Raw genomic sequence first — 18,125 nt, 5'->3', positions numbered from 1 at the left:
GCAATCAGTCTCCGTTGGATGGGTTGGACGGGCTTGAGCCCGCAAAAGCGTGCATCTGTTGTGCAGACCAGCTGACCGGCACAGTGTCTCCGGGCGTGAATTCTGTGCCCGCCTCACTAACCGGATGACGCGCGACCAAGGTGCCGACACCGTCAACCGCGATGCCCAGCCGTACATGGTCGCCGTGATAGACGACTTCCTCGATCCGCCCGTCAAAGCTGTTGTCGGCACCATCCGCATGGCTGATACGAATACTCTCGGGCCGTACCATCAGCGTCACCGTCTCTCCGGCCTGCACGGCATCACCTGCCTGCATCGCCCTGATTGGCGGCCCGTTTGCATTCATCTGCACCGATACGTCGCGGCCCTGCGTCGCATTTACCGTCCCATCAAGGCGGTTGTTTTCGCCCATGAAGGATGCCACGAACGTCGTCTGCGGACGGGCATAGACATCGCGGGGTGGCCCGATCTGCTGAATGCGGCCTTCGTCAAACACCGCTATCCTGTCGGACATGGTCAGCGCCTCGGACTGATCATGCGTGACATAGAGCATGGCTATCCCCAGTTCCTCGTGCAGTCGCTTGATTTCGAGCTGCATGTGCTCACGCAACTGTTTGTCCAGCGCGCCCAGCGGCTCGTCCATCAGTACCATGCGCGGTTCGAACACTAGCGCGCGCGCCAACGCCACGCGCTGTTGTTGCCCGCCCGACAGCTGGGTCGGCATCCGGTCCTTGAGCGCATCCAGCTTGACCATGCTCAGTGTGCGCTGAACCCGCGCTTCGATGTCAGATTTGCCGATACGCCGCATACGCAGGGGAAAGGCAAGGTTTTCAGCTACCGTCATATGCGGAAAGAGCGCGTAGTTCTGGAACACAATCCCGAAATCACGCTTGTAGGTCGGCACATTATTGAGCGGCGCACCGTCGAACAGGATATTGCCCTTTGTTGGTGCCTCGAACCCGGCCAGCATCATCAGTGTCGTTGTCTTGCCCGATCCCGACGGGCCAAGCAGTGTCAGAAACTCGCCCTGCTCGATCCGCAGGTTGAGGTCATCAACGACCTTGGTCATCCCGTCATATACCTTGTCGACGCTCTCAAAAACAACGAGCGGCGCTCCATTAGCTTTGGTCATTGGTTCACCTTCCCGGCGGTCAGTCGCTCGCCACGCCGCCGCACGGCCTCGCTGATGAATAGCAGAATGAACGACAACAGGATCATAATGACCGCCGCCGCTGTGATGGTCGGGCTAAGGAATTCACGCAGACCCGCAAACATCTGGCGCGGCAGTGTGAATTCGCCCGGACTGGTGATAAAGATCGCGATCACCAGCTCGTCAAAGGAAGTTGCAAAGGCAAAGATCGCCCCAGCCGCCACGCCCGGCATGATCAGTGGCAAGACGATCTCCCTGAACGCTGTAACGGGCCGCGCGCCCAATGATAGGGCACCGCGCATCAGGTTCGGGTCAAACGTCTGTAGCGAGGCCAGTACTGTGATCAACACATAGGGTGTCGCGACGATGGTGTGCGCGACAATCAGCCCCCAAAGGGAATTCGCCAGCCCGACCACGGAGAACGCCAGATACATCGACGCCGCCGTGACAATCAACGGCACCACCATCGGCAGTGACAAAAGGGCCAGCACCGTCGTTTTGCCGCGGAAATCGGTCAGGTTGATCCCGTAAGCCGCCGTTGTTCCCAGCAACGTGGCAATCACCATCGTGGCAATCCCTACGATAAAGCTGTTCTTGGTTGCATCGAGCCAGCGTTCGGTCAGAAAGAAATCCTCGTACCACTGCAGCGAATACCCCGGCACCGGCAACGTCAGGATTTCACCCGACGAAAAAGACAGGGGGAAGATGACCAGCAAAGGTGCGACCAGAAAGAACAGCACTAGCCAGGCGAATATGGGGACAAAGATGCGTGTCATCTCAACCTGCCTTCATGGTGCCAAGGCCCGGCACAAACCGTCTGGCAATCAGGATCAGGGCACCGGTGAAAACCAGCAACAGCAATGACAATGCAGCCACCATGCCAAAGTTGATCGACTGATTGGTAAAAAACGCGATGTAATAGCTGATCATCTGGTCTTGCAGCCCGCCGACCAAGGCAGGTGTCACGTAAAACCCGACCGACAGCATGAAAACGATGATCGCACCCGCCGCCACGCCCGGCATCGTCAGCGGCAGATACACCAGCAGAAACTGGCGCCACGGCGGTGCGCCCAGCGATGCGGCGGCGCGGATCATCATCGTCCCTTGCCGCTTCATCACGCTATAGAGCGGCAGTATCTGGAACGGCAGCAACACATGCACCATCGCCACGTACACCGCAAAACGGGTAAAGATCAGTTGGATCGGCTCATCCACGATCTGCAAGCCCTGAAGACCCGCGTTGATTGGCCCCTCGCGCTGCAACAAAATGAACCACGCCGTGGTGCGCACCAGAATGGAGGTCCAGAACGGAACCAGCACCAACAGCATCGCATAGCTGGCCGCGCGATTGCTGAGCGTGGCGATGTAGTAGGCCGTTGGATAGGCCAGTACGATGCAGATCAATGTGACCCAGATGCTGATCCAGAACGTGCGTTTAAACAGGTCGATAAAAATCGCAGTGTCAGGGGCCACCGCTTCGATGCGGCCATCGGGCGCGATCTGCAAATCGACGGCCCGCAGGAGGAAACTGGCGGTAAACGGGTTGGAATTGGTCTTGATCAGTTGCCAGATTTCAGGCGTTGCCAACTCCGGTACGGCCTCGGGCAATGTCTCGGCATAGGGCTGCTCCAGCTTTCCCAGTGCACGGCGGGTTTGCATCAGCACAGAGCGCGCGCCGTTCAACTCGAAATTCAGCCGCCGGGTCATCGCACCGAATTCGCGGCCTCTGCGGCCCTCTTCTATATCTTCGACCAACGCATCAAACGCGGCGTTGGGTGGCATACCTTGACCATCCCAAGCATCCAGCACCATCACGGTGCGCGGCAGCGCGGCACTCACTTCGGGGTTTTTCACCGCTTTGACCATCGTATAGCCGATGGGGAGGATGAAACCCGCGACGACCAGCGCCAGCAACGGCGCGATCAGGAGCCAGGATATGCGGCTTTTCTTGGACATGCCTGCGCTTTCAGTTGAAGGTTTCTGCGCCCCGGCAGGGAGACGTCGGGGCGCAGGGGGCGGCGGTTATTGTGCCGCCCAGGACGTGAACTTGGCCTGCAGTTCATCGCCGTGTTCGATCCAGAACTCGGTGCTGATGAATGTGCCCTCTTCGGAGTGGTTCAGAACCATACCGGGGTTAGCTGCCTGCAATTCAGGGTCCGCATTGACAGCGGCGTTGGCAGGCGAGATCGGCCAGACAGCGGCCTGCGCGCGCAGCGGCTCTTCGCTGGTGATCCAGTCAATCATCTTCATTGCTTCATCCATCATCGGCGAACCAGAGACGACGGTCCAATAGTCGATGGAGTAGAGCAGCGTGCCCCAGTTCAGCTGATAGTCCTTGCCTTCGCCATTGGCGCGGATGATCCGACCGGTGTAACCGAACGCGTAGTCAACCTCGCCACTGCCCACCAGTTGCAGAGGCTGTGCACCAGATTTCCACCAGACCATGTGATCCTTGATCTCATCAAGCTTCGCAAAAGCGCGCTCGACGCCCTCGTCCGTCGCCAGCACCGTGTAAACATCGGCTTTGGCTACGCCGTCGGCCATCAGGGCCGCTTCCAGTGTCATTTTGGGACCGGTCCGCATGGAACGCACGCCGGGGAACGCCTCGACATCCCAGAACTCGGCAAAGGTGGTCGGTCCTTCAGCGTGGCGTTCGCGATCAAAGAACATCGCAGCACCCCAGCCCGTACCACCGACGCCACATTCATGTGTCGCGCCCTCGATGAACTTGGCCCCATCGACCACGTCGTAATCTATCGGTGCAAAAACGCCATCCTCGCAGCCGCGCACCAGCTCGGGCGCCTCAACCATGATGATGTCGTAGGTCACGTTGTCGGTCTCGACCATGCCATAAATCTTGGCCATCTCGCCGTTGTAGACATCATCGCTGACCGCGGTGCCGCTGGCGGCCTCGTAGCCCTCGAACAGATGTTCGCGTGCGCTGTCCTGATACCCGCCGCCAAAGCCGACGATCGTCAGGTCGCGGGCCATTGACGCATGTGGCAGCGTCATCGCCATAAGCGCGGCTGCCGCCAGAGTAAGTGTCTTTTTCATTGTTCAATCCTCCATTGCTGGTCTGTTGGTGTTTCAGTTATCTGCTCTTTTTGTCAGGTCGGCCGACGGACCAACCCCCTCGGCTGTTAGCTTGGAAATACGTGCCCATATCCGATCATCGCCTGCTGCATGCTCTGGCAGCGCGGCTTGCAACGGCTTAGACAAAGGCAACCCGGAGAGGGCCACCATCACCATTGCCGAGCACAGGTTCGATGGCAAAAACGGCGCGGATGCGCCCGTGTTCAATGCGGGTAGAGCCGCCAACGTATTGGCCCCTGTGCCACTGATAATCACAGCATCCACGACGGTTACGTCAATATGGGCAGCAGCCGCCTGAATGTCGTCTGGCGTCAACTCGTATGCGCGGAACTCTTTGGAAATCGAATGCGTCTGGACGATTTCCATCCCCGCATCACGCCAATAGGCCTGTGCCTTCTCGGTCAATTCCTTGGGATAGGGCGAAATCATTGCAACGCGTCTTGCCCCAAGCGCCTCCAGCACTATCGCAATAGCCAGACTCGCCGTCACCACCGGTGCCCCCACCTGCGCCGATAGCGTCCGGCACATGTTGCGATCACCAGAGCGCAACAGGCTGTAGGATGAACCGGTCATCGCGATAGACACACCATCAAGACAGAGCGATCCAAATCCGCGCAGCGTTTCTGGATACGCTTCAAGATACAGCGCATTGCGCTCATAGAGCGTGGTATCAGGATAGACCGGCAGACGCGCAGTATGCACTGCCGCATTATCGGGCAGCAAAACCCGCATTTCCGGCTCTACCGCCGGATTAGCCGGAGGTACGATTACGCCAAGGCGGCACATTGCATTGATGTCACCCATGGGACACCTCCCCCCGGATCACGGCAGCAGGGATACCATCCAGCATGTCGAACATTGCTTGCTTGGCCAGAAATACGGCCGCTTTGTCGGGACTTTGCGACAGCGTCGCGATACGTTTCACGCGATCCATGCCAGTGCCGATGTTTTCATCTGTGCGCGGGATCAGGACGTCGCGCGCAACGCGCGCGCGCTCTGTGGCGGCGCGTTCCAGTGATGCGCTACCGCCGCTGCGCAGTGCAGTTGTTGCGGCATGGCCCAGCGCAAAGGCATCATGTAGCCCGGCATTGAGGTTCATGCCGCCCTTGGTGTTGGTCAGGTGCAGCGCATCGCCAGCTAGAAACACCCGCGCGCCACCCGCAGACAACGCGCCCCGCCGCCGAGCGGAATAGACGTCACGCCCCGTAACATCCCTCAGAATATCTTTGATCGGCAAAAGGTTCTCCAGCCGCTCTGTGATCCACTCATCCATGACGGCTTCGGCGGCGGACACTCCGGCAGGAACACGGACCACGACACGCCAACAATCCGGCATCTCTAGCAGGCTGCACGTATCGTCGCCCGCGTGCAGATAAGATATTCCACCCAGATCCGGAAACTGCACCCGCATATCCCGATTGGCGTAAAGCCGCAGCACCATACCGGGATAGGGTTTTTCCACGTATCCGATGCGTAATGCCTCGCGCACCGCCGAAGCGGCGCCGTCGCAGCCGAATGCGAAACTGGCTGCATGTTCTGAACCATCATCGCAGGTGACAGTGACGCCATCCGCATCCTGTCGTACCGTCTGCACACCCTGCCCGAATGTCAGAACGCCGCCCTCACGGACAAAAAGATCGGCCAACACCGTCGTCAGGTCGCCCTGCTCGTAGTGCAGTCGAAACGGGTTGCGCGCCACATCTTTGAGCAGGTCAAAATCGAGTTGCGCCAGCACCTCGCCATCCGGCGCGCGATATTGGACATGATCGACCTGCACGCCCTTTGCGCGCATCGGACCCAGCACATCCAGCGTCTCCAGCAGATCAAGCGTTGAGGCGTGAAACGTCGACGCCTTTGATTGCAGGTTTACCGAATCGCGCTTCTCCAGAACCGTGACTGAATGCCCCGCACGCAGCAAAACGAGCGCGAGGGTCAGACCTACCGGCCCGGCCCCCACAACAATTGTATCCTGCGCTGCGCAGTCAGACATCAATATACCCTCCAGAGTGCTGAGACCCTAGCACTTGATTCAAAAGTGTCAACACTTATGCGACGACGGCGGACGACCAGACAGCAGAACGTTAGAAAGTTGTCACTTCCCGCCATAAAGGCTGAAAAAATCAACGTAAGTGTCAACACTGATGCGTTACCCACGCGCAAATCAACCTGCATTTTCAGCGTCAGGCAGACCAGACAGATAGGTGGCCACCTCCTCTGTTGGAATCACGTCGGCATATTTGCAGTTCAGATCGAACAAGCTCATTGCGTGACTGGATTCGAACCGGTCGAACGCGGTTTCCTCGGGGATCACTGTCTTGAAATTGTACGAATACGCATCGACCGTGGTGGCTCTTAAACATCCCGAAGACGTACAGCCTGTCATGATCAACGTGTCCACATCCAGAAAATTCAGATGGCTCATGAAAAGCGTGCCAAAGAATGCCGACGGCTTACGCTTGCCAATCAAAATGTCCTGCGGACGCGGTGCCAGCGGCGCCACTGTCTGGGTCGCATGCGTGCCCTCGGTCGAGGTTTTCTCGTGACCGCGGTGGCTTTTGCCGGTCTGAACGCCGCTGTCAATCATATCTGGACGGCGCTCTGACTGGGTGTAGAAGATCGGGATGCCCTTCTCGCGTGCCAAATGCATCAGCCGCTCGATATGGGGCACTGCCTCCCAACCGACAGGGCCGCAATGGGTACGATACTGCTTGACCCCATCAGCATGGCTCTGCCCCGGTTCGTCGCCGCAGAAATTATATTGCACGTCGATTATGAATAACGCCGGGCGTTTGCCGAATCCTGCGCGCTTGCCATATCCGGCCAGCTCATAGATTTCACGGTCGTGGTCGGTCAGGAACTTGTCCCAGATACGTGTGCTCATGTCGGTTCCTTTCAGGGGTTGCGATGCAGGTAGCGGCCCGGATTCACGATCCCGTCCGCAAGCGTGCCGTTCTCGGCCAGAATCTGCCCGCGCAAAATGGTATGGGTAACGGCGCTACGAAACGTCATGCCCTCAAAGGGCGAATAGTCCGAATGCGATGGATAGTTCGCAGCATCCACATGCGTTTCGCCCTCGGGGTCAACCACCACCAGATCGGCGTCAAATCCCGGCACGATGCGACCCTTGTTCGGCACCGAATAGAGATCGGCCACGTTGGATGACGTCGCCGCCGCCAATGTTTCGATCGCAATACCTCGCTTGGACCATCCCTCGTGCAGCATCACCGGCAGGATCTGTGCGATTCCCGGAAAGCCCGCTGTTGCCTGCCAGATATCCGGCCCCTTGGTCGCGCGCTTGCGCGGCACATGATCCGAACCGATGGTCGAGATATCGCCGTTGCGGACCCCCTCCCACAGCCCGTCCACATCGGCCTGAGAACGCAGCGGCGGATTGACCTTGCCCAGATTGCCGATGCCGCTGTCCTTGGTTAGCGACAGGTAGTGAATGCAAGTTTCGACGTTGATAGGCGGGCGGCCCTCATGGCGCAGGCGCCGCACCAGATCGAGGCTTTCTACTGCTGACATATGAACGATGTTGACCGGGCATTCGGCCTTCTCCCCGAAATAGGCCACGCGAAAGACGTTCTCGGTTTCAAGAAAGCCGGGCGATTGTTCGTCCCAGACCGGCAGATCATCGCGCCCGGCGGCCTTTAGAGGCTCCCGAAACACCGGGATCACTTCGGTGTTCTCGCAATGCACTCCGACGACACCGCCCTTGATCCGAGCGCCCGCCTGCAATGCGCGGAACAGCAGCGCATCATCCACTTCGCCAAAGCCCTTGGCCGCGCCGGCCGCGCCTTTGTACATCAAATAGACCTTGATCGAGGTGACGCCAAACCGCTGCGATAGCGCCGCCAGTTCCTCGACATGTCGCGTCGCGGTCACGCCAAAATGCAGGCCGAAATCCATTGCCGCCTGTGCCTTGGCACTGTCGATCCATGGGCTGGTCGTGGCGTTGAAATCGTCACTGCGCCAGAAGCTGAACAGGCCGGTTACCCCGCCCAGAAGCGCAGTACGCGTTTCGGTCAACCAGTCGTTTTCCTTATCACCGAAACCGATATGCGTGTGTGGGTCGATCAGTCCCGGCATCACCAAACGATCCGTGCAGTCGATCACTCGGGTTGCGCGCGTTTCTTCGCCCGGCTCAAGAATGGCGGCAATCTTGCCATCGGCGACAGCGACGGACCCGCGTCGCATACCTTCGCCCGGAAAAACGATCTCACCATTCTTCAGGATCAGATCATAGCTCATGCTGCATCCTCCAACTTACGCAGTAGCCCCGCGAACATGCCGCCCGACAACAACAAGCTACGCTCGGCATCGCTTGCGATATCGACGCGCGCTTCAAATATCGCCACGCCTTCGGCATTGACACGCACAGGCGCACCCTCAGAGACGCCTGCCCGCAGCCCGGTGATGTTCAGCGTCTCGAACCCGGTCAATCCCAGAGCCTCGGCACCCTGCCCCGCGTCAAACAGCAGCGGTACAATCCCCATGCCAATGAGGTTAGCGCGGTGTATCCGTTCAAAACCTTGGGCCAGCACAGCACGGACCCCCAGAAGCTTTGGACCCTTGGCCGCCCAATCGCGGCTCGACCCCATGCCGTAATCGCGCCCGGCCAGAACGACCGCAGGCGCCCCTTCGGCCATCAGTGTTTGCGCTGCGGCGTAGATCGAAACCGGCGGCGCTTCGGATGAGAGCCGCGTCATGCCCCCCGGCGCGTCCGGTGCCAGCCGGTTGTGCAGGCGCGGATTGCCAAACGTGATACGCGCCATGAATTCGTGATTGCCCCGGCGCTGTGTGACGGCATTAAAATCCTTCGGTGCGACACCCTGCGCGATCAGGTACTGTCCAGCCATCCCATCCGGTGCAATCGCGCCACTTGGCGTAATGTGATCCGTGGTCAGCGTGTCCCCTACCCATAGCAACGCACGCGCGCCAGAGAGAACATCCGGCATCGCCGGGTTGTCCGTGTCGAAAAACGGCGGCTTGCACACATAGGTCGACTCTGGATCCCACGCGAAACGGCGGCCCGACGGTGCAGCGAGCCGCTGCCACAGCTCCGCCCCGTCAAAAAGCGTTGCATAGCTTTCTTGAAACCGTGCGGGTGTAAGGCTGCCTGCAACCAGTGTCGCGACTTCATCCTCGTCCGGCCAGATATCGCGCAGATATACCGGCGTGCCATCCATGCCCACGCCCAGCGGCTCTTCCTCTAACGCGATATCAATGCGCCCCGCCAACGCGTATGCGACAACCAAGGGTGGAGAGGCGAGATACGCCGCGCGGCATTGCGGGTGTGTGCGTCCTTCGAAGTTGCGATTGCCCGAGAGAACGGCAGCCGCGACCAGATCGCCCGCGTCAATTTCCTCGGCCACACCGGGATTCAGCGGGCCGGATTTCCCTGAACAGGTGGTGCACCCATGCCCCACCACATGAAACCCCAACGCCTCCAGCGGTGCCATTAGGCCAGCACGCTCCAGATATCCGTCCACCAGACGTGATCCGGGCGCGAGCGATGTTTTCACGCGGGGGGGAACACGCAACCCGCGCGCCACGGCATTCCGTGCAAGCAGTCCTGCCGCGATCATAACATGCGGGTTCGAGGTATTGGTGCAGGACGTGATCGCTGCCAGAACAATGCTGCCGTGACGCAGGCCATCGCTCGCCGCGTCTTGGGTGATCTGCTCATCCGTCAGGCCAAACCCACCCGCAGCTTTTGGCGCGCGGAGTACCGTCTGAAACGCTTCTTTTGCCCGCGCCAGCGGCACACGGTCCTGCGGGCGTTTTGGTCCGGCAATGCTGGGCAAAACCCGGTCCAGATCAATCTCAACCGTTTCAGAATACTCTGCCTCGGCTGTATCAGCTTGCGCATATAGTCCTGCCGCCTTGGCGTAGCTTTCGACCAGCGCCACATGATCCGGCGCGCGTCCTGACTGAGCCAGATAAGCGATGGTCTGCGCATCAATGGGAAAATAGCCGATTGTGGCGCCATATTCTGGCGCCATATTGGCAATCGTCGCACGGTCTGGCACTGTTAGCCGTGCCGCCCCCGCGCCATAGAACTCGACAAAATCCCCTACGACCCCGACCTCGCGCAACCGCTCGGTGATGGTCAATACTGCGTCAGTCGTCGTCGCACCGGCTGGTAACCGTCCCGTCAGGCGCACCCCGACGACACGCGGAATGCGGACGACATGGCGCTGCCCCAGGGCAGCGGCTTCGCCGTCGATACCGCCTACACCCCAGGCCAACAACCCCAGCCCATTCACCATCGGCGTGTGGCTATCGCAGCCCAGCACGAATTCCGGGGCGACGACAGGCCCACAGGCCGGCACCTCGGCCATATGTACAATTTCGGCGAGCCGCTCCAGATGGACCTGATGGATTATTCCCGCTCCCGGCGGCACAACCCGGAGATTAGCAAAGGCCTGTTGCGCCCATTTGAAGAAACTGTACCGTTCTGCGTTACGCGCATATTCGGCCAATAGGTTATGTTGCGCAGCACTCTGCTCGCCCGCCCGGTCGACGATCAGCGAGTGATCGACCACCAGCGTGATCGGAACCCGCGGCTCAACCGCGTCCACTGGCGCACCCGCGGCATGAGCGGCATCGCGTGCAGCCGCCAGATCCATCAGCACAGGTAATCCGCTGGAATCGGGCAAGATGAGACGCGTGACTTCCAGCGCGGCAGATACCGGTGCCCCCCGCGCAGACCAATCCGCGATTCGTGCAATATCCGCAGCGTCGGCATGACCTGCTAGCACCTGCCGGGCGACATTCTCCAGAACTACTCTCAGACAATAGGGCAAAGGCCGTGCGCGCGCCGCTAGTAGCGCATGCAGATCAACGCAACGCGCCCGCCCACCGCGCGGCAGGTCGAATTCAAGCAGTTGTGGTACATGCAGCTTGGCCAACTTTCCTCCGGATCGTCGCTTGTGGCATCACATTCGGCCAGACATTACACCGAACTCAAAAAGTGTCAACACTTTGCTCAACGCAGGCTTGCAGGGCGCGTAAAAATCCGATATTAGTCGAAATTATAAGCGAATGTGCCAGAAGTGTTGACAGGAGCCGCGCCCTTTGCCCCGCCCAGAACAAACTACGCTGGTCAATCAGGTTTTTGACAGGATATTCGATCTTCTGGTCTCTGGCGAGATTCCCCTTGGCGGTATTGTAAACGAGGCGGCACTGGCAGAGCGGTTTTCCGTCAGCCGTGGGCCGGTGCGCGAAGCAGTCAAACAATTTCAGGGACGTGGGCTGGTGATTAAGGAGCCATACCTGAAGGCACGCGTTGTCGAACTCTCCGTCTCGGACATGGTCGAGATATTTCAACTGCGCGAGGCAGTCGAAGGCATGTCCGTGCGTCTTGCCACGCAAAACATGACCGAAGCTGCGCTTGATGCCTTGCTCGCTGACTTCTCGCAGCCCCGGCCGGACACCGCCGAAGTGCTGGATGTACACGTACGTATTGCCGAAGGCAGCGGTAACAAACGCATTCGCGCGCTGCTGTGTGATGAACTTTACTACCTCTTGCGCCTCTATCGGGCACGCTCAGGCGACATGCCGGGACGACGCGAAAATGCCCATGCCGAACACTGGCAGATCCTGCGCGCGATGAAGACACGCGATGCTGACCTCGCGGAATCCCTGATGCGGGCGCACATCCTGCGCGCCACCCATTCATTGCAAGAGTTGCTGGCCGAGGAAACGACCGCGTTGGCGATGAAAACCAAAGGAGACGCCGAATGAGCGTGAACGAAACTGCAGCGACCAAACCCACGCGCCGCATGCGCGAGTTGATGGCGGGAAGTGAGCTTTTGGTCTCGCCCGGTGTTTTTGACGGCTACAGCGTTCGGATGGTCGAGAAAATGGGCTTCAAAACCGCCTGTACGACGGGGGCGGGGCTATCCAATTCACGGCTTGGTGTCCCGGATGTGGGGATCATGGGCCTGACCGATAATGTCGAGGCCTGCCGCATGATCGCGCGCTCTGTGTCCATCCCTGTCATGGCCGATGCCGACACCGGATACGGTAATCCCGTCACAGTCCTGCACACGGTTCAGCGGTTCGAAGAGGCCGGTGTGGCAGGCATCAATATCGAGGATCAGGTCAGCCCCAAACGCTGCGGCCATATGGCAGGCAAAGACGTGATTGACATGCGCGAAATGGCTCGCAAGGTCGAGGCGGCCTGTGACGCACGTCGCGACGATGATTTCGTGGTACTGGCGCGCACCGATGCCATCGCCGTCGAAGGACTGGAAGGCGCGATCCGCCGGGCCCAACTATATGCGCAGGCCGGTGCGGACATGATTTTTGCCGACGCCATCAGTGACGAGGACCAGATCAAGGCGCTAGTGGATGCCGTCCCGGTACCCGTGTCGGTCAATATGGGTTTTGGCATTCGAAACCGTCCCACGACGCCCCTCATCCCCTTTACCCGTCTCGCCGAAATCGGTGTGCGCCGTGTTACCCTGCCCCGTTTGCTTCCGGCCGCCGCGTTGGCCGCAATGGAAAACGCGCTTGGCCTGCTCAAATCGACCGTGGACACCGGCGAAATCATGCACAGGCCAGACCTGCTATCGAGCATTGATGACATCTGGGCACTCATGGGTCAGCCAGAAATGAAGGCGCTGGAGGCGCAGTACAACGATCTTGAAGGTGTAAAGGTGAACTAGGGTTTTGGGGGAACGTCCATAGATGGGTACGGGGCGCTCTACTCTGCGGGTTCTCCGCTGTTTACCGCCCTCAGCTCTTTCTCAAGCGCCTCGGCGCTGGACGCCCGCGACCCCGACAGCCCGCTAACCAGCGCATAGGCAGCAGGCGTCAAAAACAGCGTGAACACTGCTGCCATCCCCAACCCGCCAACGATCACCCAGCCGATTGCGGCGCGGGCTTCGGCCCCCGGTCCGCCGCCCAGAATCAATGGCAATCCGGACATCACCGTGCAGATCAAGGTCATCGAGATGGGGCGCAGTCGGGCAAGTGCTGCCTCGTAGGCCGCATCCACGACGCTCATACCCTGATCACGCAACTGGTCTGCGAACTCCACCAACAGAATACCATTCTTGGCCATGACGCCTATCAACATCAGAACACCGATCTGGCTATAGATATTGATTGTCGTGTCTGTCAGCAGCAGCGCGTAAATCGCGGCACAAACGCCGAAGGGCACCGTTGTCATAACCACCAACGCACTGGTCAGGCTCTCGAACTGGGCCAACAGCACCAGAAAAACGACCAGCAGCGCGATCACATACGTGACCATCATGGCAGAGGACGTCTCATCCAGCGAAGCGGCCTCACCCAAAAAGATCAGGCCGATCCCGTCCGGCAAGGTTTCCTGCGCCAACAGACGCACGTCGTCAATCACTTCGCGCAGAGTGATCTCGGTCGCAACAGATGCGTCAATCTCAACAGCCCGGCGCTGCGCATGACGGTCAAGCTCTGCCGCGACACCTTTTTCATCCAGACTCACGATCTGGCTCAGTGGAACCAGATCACCGTCATCTGACCGCACATAGAGGTTCATCAGATCAACAGGATCGCGCACTGCGCCTGCCGTCGATTGCAACAGGATCGGCACGGCTTCGTCTCCGATGGTCAGCTCTGCGATCTCGGCCTCATCGATCAATGCGCGCAGGGTCGCAGACAGCGTCGACATGGGCACCCCCAAATCCGAGGCGCGCTCGCGATCCACCCCGATGCTTAGCTGCGGCTGGGTGGCCTGATACTGGACGCGAATACCCGATACCCCGTTCACGTCTTCCAGCCGGATTGCGAAATCTTCGGCAGCTTCGGCGATTTCTGGATGGGTCGGCCCCAGCAACGCAATACTAAGCCCACCACCGGACCCGCCGCGTAATCCCAGACTGTTACCGGGCCAAGCCCGCGCCCGCGCACCCGGTAGCGCATTCAAATCATCCCGGATAGCCGCCTCAATCTCGCCTTGGCCGATGTCGCGCTGGTTCCACGGGACCAATCGCACGCCGATGCTGCCACGGTTGAGGTCGTAACGCCCGGTGATTGAATACAGTCCCTGCGCCACGCCCTGCTCGACATATGGGCGCAAGGTGTTTTCAACCTGAACAACCTGCCGATCAGTATATTCCAGCCCCGTACCATCCGGCCCTTGTAGCCAGACGTTGACGAAGCCGCGGTCTTCGGGCGGCACCAGTTCCTCTCCGAGCTCATCGTAAACCAGTGCGGCACCGCCCGCCAGCATGCCCGCGGCCACCAGCGTGACCAACGGTGCCCGCACCATCGGGCCGATCAACGCCGCATAAAGCTTGGCGATCGGGCGCCCGATGGCAGCGAACAGTCCATCGTCGCCGCCCAGTTTGCCCGTCCGAGACGCCAACATCGGGCACATGGTCAACGCAACAAAAGACGAAATTGCCACAGTGACGGCCAGAACAAAGCCAAACTCGGTAAAGAGGCGCCCGGCATCGCCGGGAAGGAACGAGATCGGCACAAACACCGCAATCAACGTCAATGTCGTGGCGATCACTGCAAAGAAAACCTGCCCCGACCCAATGACAGCTGCCGCACGGGGGCCCATGCCCTCTTGTTGTCGACGCTGAATGTTCTCAGTTACAACAATGGCGTCATCCACGACCAACCCTGTCGCCAGCACCAGCGCCAAGAGCGTGACGAGGTTGATCGAAAAACCCATCAGCCAGATCCCTGCGACCGAACCGATCAGAGCGATCGGAATGGTGATCGTCGGAATGAGCGTCGCGCGCAATTGTCCGAAAAATACCCAAATGACCGCAATCACAATAAAAAGTGCCAGAACCAGCGTCTTGAGCACTTCTGCTATCGATCCTTCGATAAACACCGCGTCGTCACTGCTGATTTGAAAGCCCAGATCAGGAAAGCGCAGCTTTAACTGCTCAATCGCGCGGCGCACGTCGCTTGATATCTGTACCGTGTTCGATTGCGCCTGCCGTACAATCCCGAGACTGATCACCTGCCGCCCGTTCAGCCGGGCGATGCTGTCTGCCGTGGCCATGCTGAAATAAACTTCTGCCACATCTCCCAACCGCACTTTGTCACGCAGCATCAGGTCCTCGATGCGCTTGGGGTCCGCGACAGTTGCATCGGCCCGCACCAGCACCTCTAGCGGACCGGATGCAAAGCTGCCGACCGGCACATCGAACTGCGCCGCCTGCAACACATCGGCCACCTCGCCAATCGACAGCCCGAATGCGGCCAGCCGATCCGGCTTGACGCCGACCCGCAGCACCCGCTCTCTATCACCGAACAGCACGACCTCTGCGACACCATCGACGGCGGTGAACTCGGTCGCGATGGCGTCTTCCACCAGACGCGTCAACGCATCGACCGAGCGCGAGTTGCTCCACACGGCGATGTCCATGATCGGATTAGCATCCTGTTCGGACTTGACGACAAAGAGGTCCTCTACCCCGCTTGGCAACCGGTTCTCGACTCGGCTGACCGCCTCGCGCACATCGTTGGACGCCGTAGCCAGATCACGGCCGGGTCCGAACTCCACCCGCAAGCGAAAATTTCCCTCTTCCGACGACGTGCGCACCGCTTCTACCCCGGCAACGCGCGCGACCGCGCCTTCGACCAAGGACGCAACCTCGGCATCGACCGTGGTGGGCGAGCTGCCCGGATAGTTTGCCCGGACCGAGACCACCGGCCGGTCCACGTCAGGCAGTTCACGTATCTCAACCCCAAAGAGCGCGCCGATCCCTGCGATCACGATCAGCAAGCTCATTACCGCCGCCATGTAGGGGCGGCGTACGCTCAACTCACTGAGGCCGCGCCCTCCGAGCGTCATGTGCTGCCATCCTCGTTCGCGTTCAGGACATTCACCGCAATACCGGGTCGCAATCGTTGGGTGCCTTCGACAACCACCACATCACCCGGCGCCAATGGCCCCTCGACAATCACGTGACCGGCGCGGCGACGGACCATGCGCACCTCAACCTGCTCAGCAGCGCCAGCCTTCACCCGCCAGACATGCAACGCACCGCGTGAAAATTGCAGCGCGAGTTCCGGGACCGTGGGATAGGTTTCTCCCGGCAAATCGAGTGTCAGGGCAAAGGACGCACCGGGGCGGAAACGGTCGGCGCTGTTGTCTATGGCGGCGCGCACACGCGCCGTGCGGGTCGTTGCATCCACGCGGCTGTCGATTGCGGTGATCGCACCGGCGAATTGCTGGCGGTCCATCGAAGGCGTACTCGCCGAAACGGCCTGTCCCGGCGAAACACGCGACAGCAGCGCCTCGGGCAAATCGAACTCCACCAAAATCTGGCTGCGATCGTCATAGCTTGCGACCGGTGTCGCCTCGGTAATCCGCTCACCCTGCTCGAAAGAGGCAAGGCCCGCCACACCGTCGAAGGGTGCGCGCAGCGTCCGATCATTCAGATCGGCTGTCGCTTTCTCCAGCTCAATACTGGCGACCTTGAATGCGGTTTGCACCTCTTCCAACCGTGCCGCTGCCGCAATGCCGCTATCCTGAAGACGGCTGTATCTGTCTTGTTCCAAAGTCGCTTGGTTCAATCGCGCGTCGGCCAAAGCTACGGCCAGCCGTTGGTCGGTATCCTTGAGGCGCAGCAGAACATCGCCGGCGCGGAACTTGCGCTCGGGCGAGATATTGAATTCAACGATTTCACCAGTAGAGGGTGCCCGTAGCGTGACCGATTTTAGCGCGAAACCAGTACCGATTGCCGAAAATGTCAGATTATCCTGCATTTCGCGCACATGCCCGGTGATCACTGGCGCGCCGCTGTCCGTTGGGCTGACGACGGCCGCGCTTTGACTTTGCTCAGAACCGATCGAGGCCCAAATCGCACCAAGTTCGGTGCGATTTTCCCAAGCCAGAGCCGCCGCGATCAGTAGCATCACGGATAATGCAGCCTGTTTCCAGAAAGCGGTTCGGTTCATGTAGCGGGTTCCGGCAGCAAGTTTCGACGAGCTTAACCTAGCATGTAATTCCGCCACCAGCGATAGCTGCGCTGTTGAAAGTCCTCAAGACACCGTGAAACGCGCAGCCAGTTGTTGATATGATGGCTGGCCAACCGGACGCTTTGCCTAGGTTGGCCAGCCACTGTTCAGGCTGCGGCCACTGCGCGTTTGGCCATCACCTTGATCAAATGTGCGCGATAGTCGCCCGAGCCGTGCATATCCGAAATCAGCCCGTCATCATCGATCTCGACAGCATCAAGCGCCTCCGCCGACCAATCGGAAGACAGCGCCGCCTCCATACCCGCGTGGCGAAAAACGCCGTCATCCCCTGCTCCGGTCACCGCCACGCGTACCCCGTGCGGGCCATCCGAGACAAACACAGCCACCAACGGAAAGCGCGAGGCGGCCTGCGCGAATTTCGCGTAATGCGCGCGTTTGGGCGCATCAATCCTCACTGAGGTGATGATTTCGCCCTCGTCCAACGCGGTGGTAAACAGACCCTCGAAGAAGTCATCCGCCGCGATCTCGCGCTGGTTGGTCACGATTGTACCTCCCAACCCCAACAGACCCGCCGGATAGCAAGCAGACGGATCGTTGTTGGCAAGGCTGCCGCCGATGGTGCCCATATGGCGCACTGCCGGATCACCGATTCCGCCCGCCAGATCGGCCAGCGCCGGGCAATGCTTTCGCACCGCTTCGCTCGCAGCCACTTCGGCGTGGGTTGTGGCCGCGCCGATGATCAGCGTGCCGCCGTCGGTACGCACACCCACCATACCGTCAATGCCGCGGATATCCACCAGATCGCTGGGCGCGGCCAGATGCTGTTTCATCGTGGCGAGCAGGGTCTGCCCTCCGGCCAGAACCATCGCCTCTTCGCCCGAGGAAAGAGCAGCAACCGCATCGTCGATGGAGTTTGGTTTGTGATATTTTAACGGATACATCTGTT

14 protein-coding genes are annotated in these 18,125 nt (G+C 59.8%); 2 read left to right on the top strand and 12 right to left on the bottom strand.

The genetic code is table 11. The features are described from left to right. Positions 1 to 4: 4 nt before the first annotated feature. From N7U68_RS18725 to acnA, 9 genes are all read right to left on the bottom strand, one after another. Entirely contained in the window at positions 5 to 1,132 is a 1,128-nt protein-coding gene (locus tag N7U68_RS18725) for an ABC transporter ATP-binding protein (protein WP_263047797.1), read from the bottom strand. Beyond that, the gene (locus N7U68_RS18720) at positions 1,129 to 1,926 is read right to left on the bottom strand and encodes an ABC transporter permease (RefSeq protein WP_263047796.1); all 798 of its coding nucleotides are present in this window, start codon (positions 1,924 to 1,926) and stop codon (positions 1,129 to 1,131) included. Before N7U68_RS18720 ends, N7U68_RS18725 begins: the two co-directional genes overlap by 4 nt. 1 nt (position 1,927) lies before the next feature. Beyond that, entirely contained in the window at positions 1,928 to 3,106 is a 1,179-nt protein-coding gene (locus tag N7U68_RS18715; protein ID WP_165193039.1) for an ABC transporter permease, read from the bottom strand. Between the two features lie 66 nt (positions 3,107 to 3,172). Next, complete coding sequence (locus N7U68_RS18710) at positions 3,173 to 4,204, bottom strand: ABC transporter substrate-binding protein (protein ID WP_165193041.1); 1,032 nt, start codon at positions 4,202 to 4,204, stop codon at positions 3,173 to 3,175. 33 nt (positions 4,205 to 4,237) lie between these two features. Next, positions 4,238 to 5,047, bottom strand: coding sequence for a maleate cis-trans isomerase family protein (locus N7U68_RS18705; RefSeq protein WP_263047795.1), 810 nt, complete (start codon positions 5,045 to 5,047; stop codon positions 4,238 to 4,240). Beyond that, positions 5,040 to 6,233 (bottom strand): FAD-dependent oxidoreductase, encoded by a 1,194-nt coding sequence (locus N7U68_RS18700; protein ID WP_263047794.1) that lies wholly within the window; start codon positions 6,231 to 6,233, stop codon positions 5,040 to 5,042. The genes N7U68_RS18705 and N7U68_RS18700 overlap by 8 nt, the downstream gene beginning before the upstream one ends. Before the next feature lie 171 nt (positions 6,234 to 6,404). Continuing rightward, entirely contained in the window at positions 6,405 to 7,124 is a 720-nt protein-coding gene (locus N7U68_RS18695) for an isochorismatase family protein (RefSeq protein WP_263047793.1), read from the bottom strand. 11 nt (positions 7,125 to 7,135) lie between these two features. Further along, positions 7,136 to 8,494 carry a dihydroorotase gene (locus tag N7U68_RS18690; protein WP_263047792.1) on the bottom strand — a complete coding sequence of 453 codons (1,359 nt, stop codon included), beginning with the start codon at positions 8,492 to 8,494 and terminating at the stop codon, positions 7,136 to 7,138. Continuing rightward, positions 8,491 to 11,157, bottom strand: coding sequence for an aconitate hydratase AcnA (gene acnA, locus N7U68_RS18685; protein ID WP_263047791.1), 2,667 nt, complete (start codon positions 11,155 to 11,157; stop codon positions 8,491 to 8,493). Before acnA ends, N7U68_RS18690 begins: the two co-directional genes overlap by 4 nt. Positions 11,158 to 11,323: 166 nt before the next feature. Between acnA and N7U68_RS18680 the strand changes: the two genes are divergently transcribed. Beyond that, a complete protein-coding gene (locus N7U68_RS18680) occupies positions 11,324 to 11,992 on the top strand; it encodes a GntR family transcriptional regulator (RefSeq protein WP_165193053.1) in 669 nt (222 codons plus the stop codon). Beyond that, positions 11,989 to 12,918 carry an isocitrate lyase/PEP mutase family protein gene (locus N7U68_RS18675; RefSeq protein WP_263047790.1) on the top strand — a complete coding sequence of 310 codons (930 nt, stop codon included), beginning with the start codon at positions 11,989 to 11,991 and terminating at the stop codon, positions 12,916 to 12,918. The genes N7U68_RS18680 and N7U68_RS18675 overlap by 4 nt, the downstream gene beginning before the upstream one ends. 38 nt (positions 12,919 to 12,956) lie before the next feature. Here N7U68_RS18675 and N7U68_RS18670 read toward each other — a convergent pair whose 3' ends face one another. From N7U68_RS18670 to N7U68_RS18660, 3 genes are all read right to left on the bottom strand, one after another. After that, positions 12,957 to 16,049: an efflux RND transporter permease subunit gene (locus N7U68_RS18670; protein WP_263047789.1), complete on the bottom strand. Its 3,093-nt coding sequence runs from the start codon at positions 16,047 to 16,049 to the stop codon at positions 12,957 to 12,959. Beyond that, the gene (locus tag N7U68_RS18665; RefSeq protein WP_263047788.1) at positions 16,046 to 17,158 is read right to left on the bottom strand and encodes an efflux RND transporter periplasmic adaptor subunit; all 1,113 of its coding nucleotides are present in this window, start codon (positions 17,156 to 17,158) and stop codon (positions 16,046 to 16,048) included. The genes N7U68_RS18670 and N7U68_RS18665 overlap by 4 nt, the downstream gene beginning before the upstream one ends. 167 nt (positions 17,159 to 17,325) lie before the next feature. Then, a complete protein-coding gene (locus N7U68_RS18660; RefSeq protein WP_263047787.1) occupies positions 17,326 to 18,120 on the bottom strand; it encodes an FAD binding domain-containing protein in 795 nt (264 codons plus the stop codon). Between the last annotated feature and the right edge of the window lie 5 nt (positions 18,121 to 18,125).

The organism is Roseovarius pelagicus, assembly GCF_025639885.1.
Classification (GTDB): Bacteria; Pseudomonadota; Alphaproteobacteria; order Rhodobacterales; family Rhodobacteraceae; genus Roseovarius; species Roseovarius pelagicus.
The sequence above is the reverse complement of the archived record's forward strand: the minus strand, read 5'-3'. Positions and strand labels throughout refer to the sequence as shown.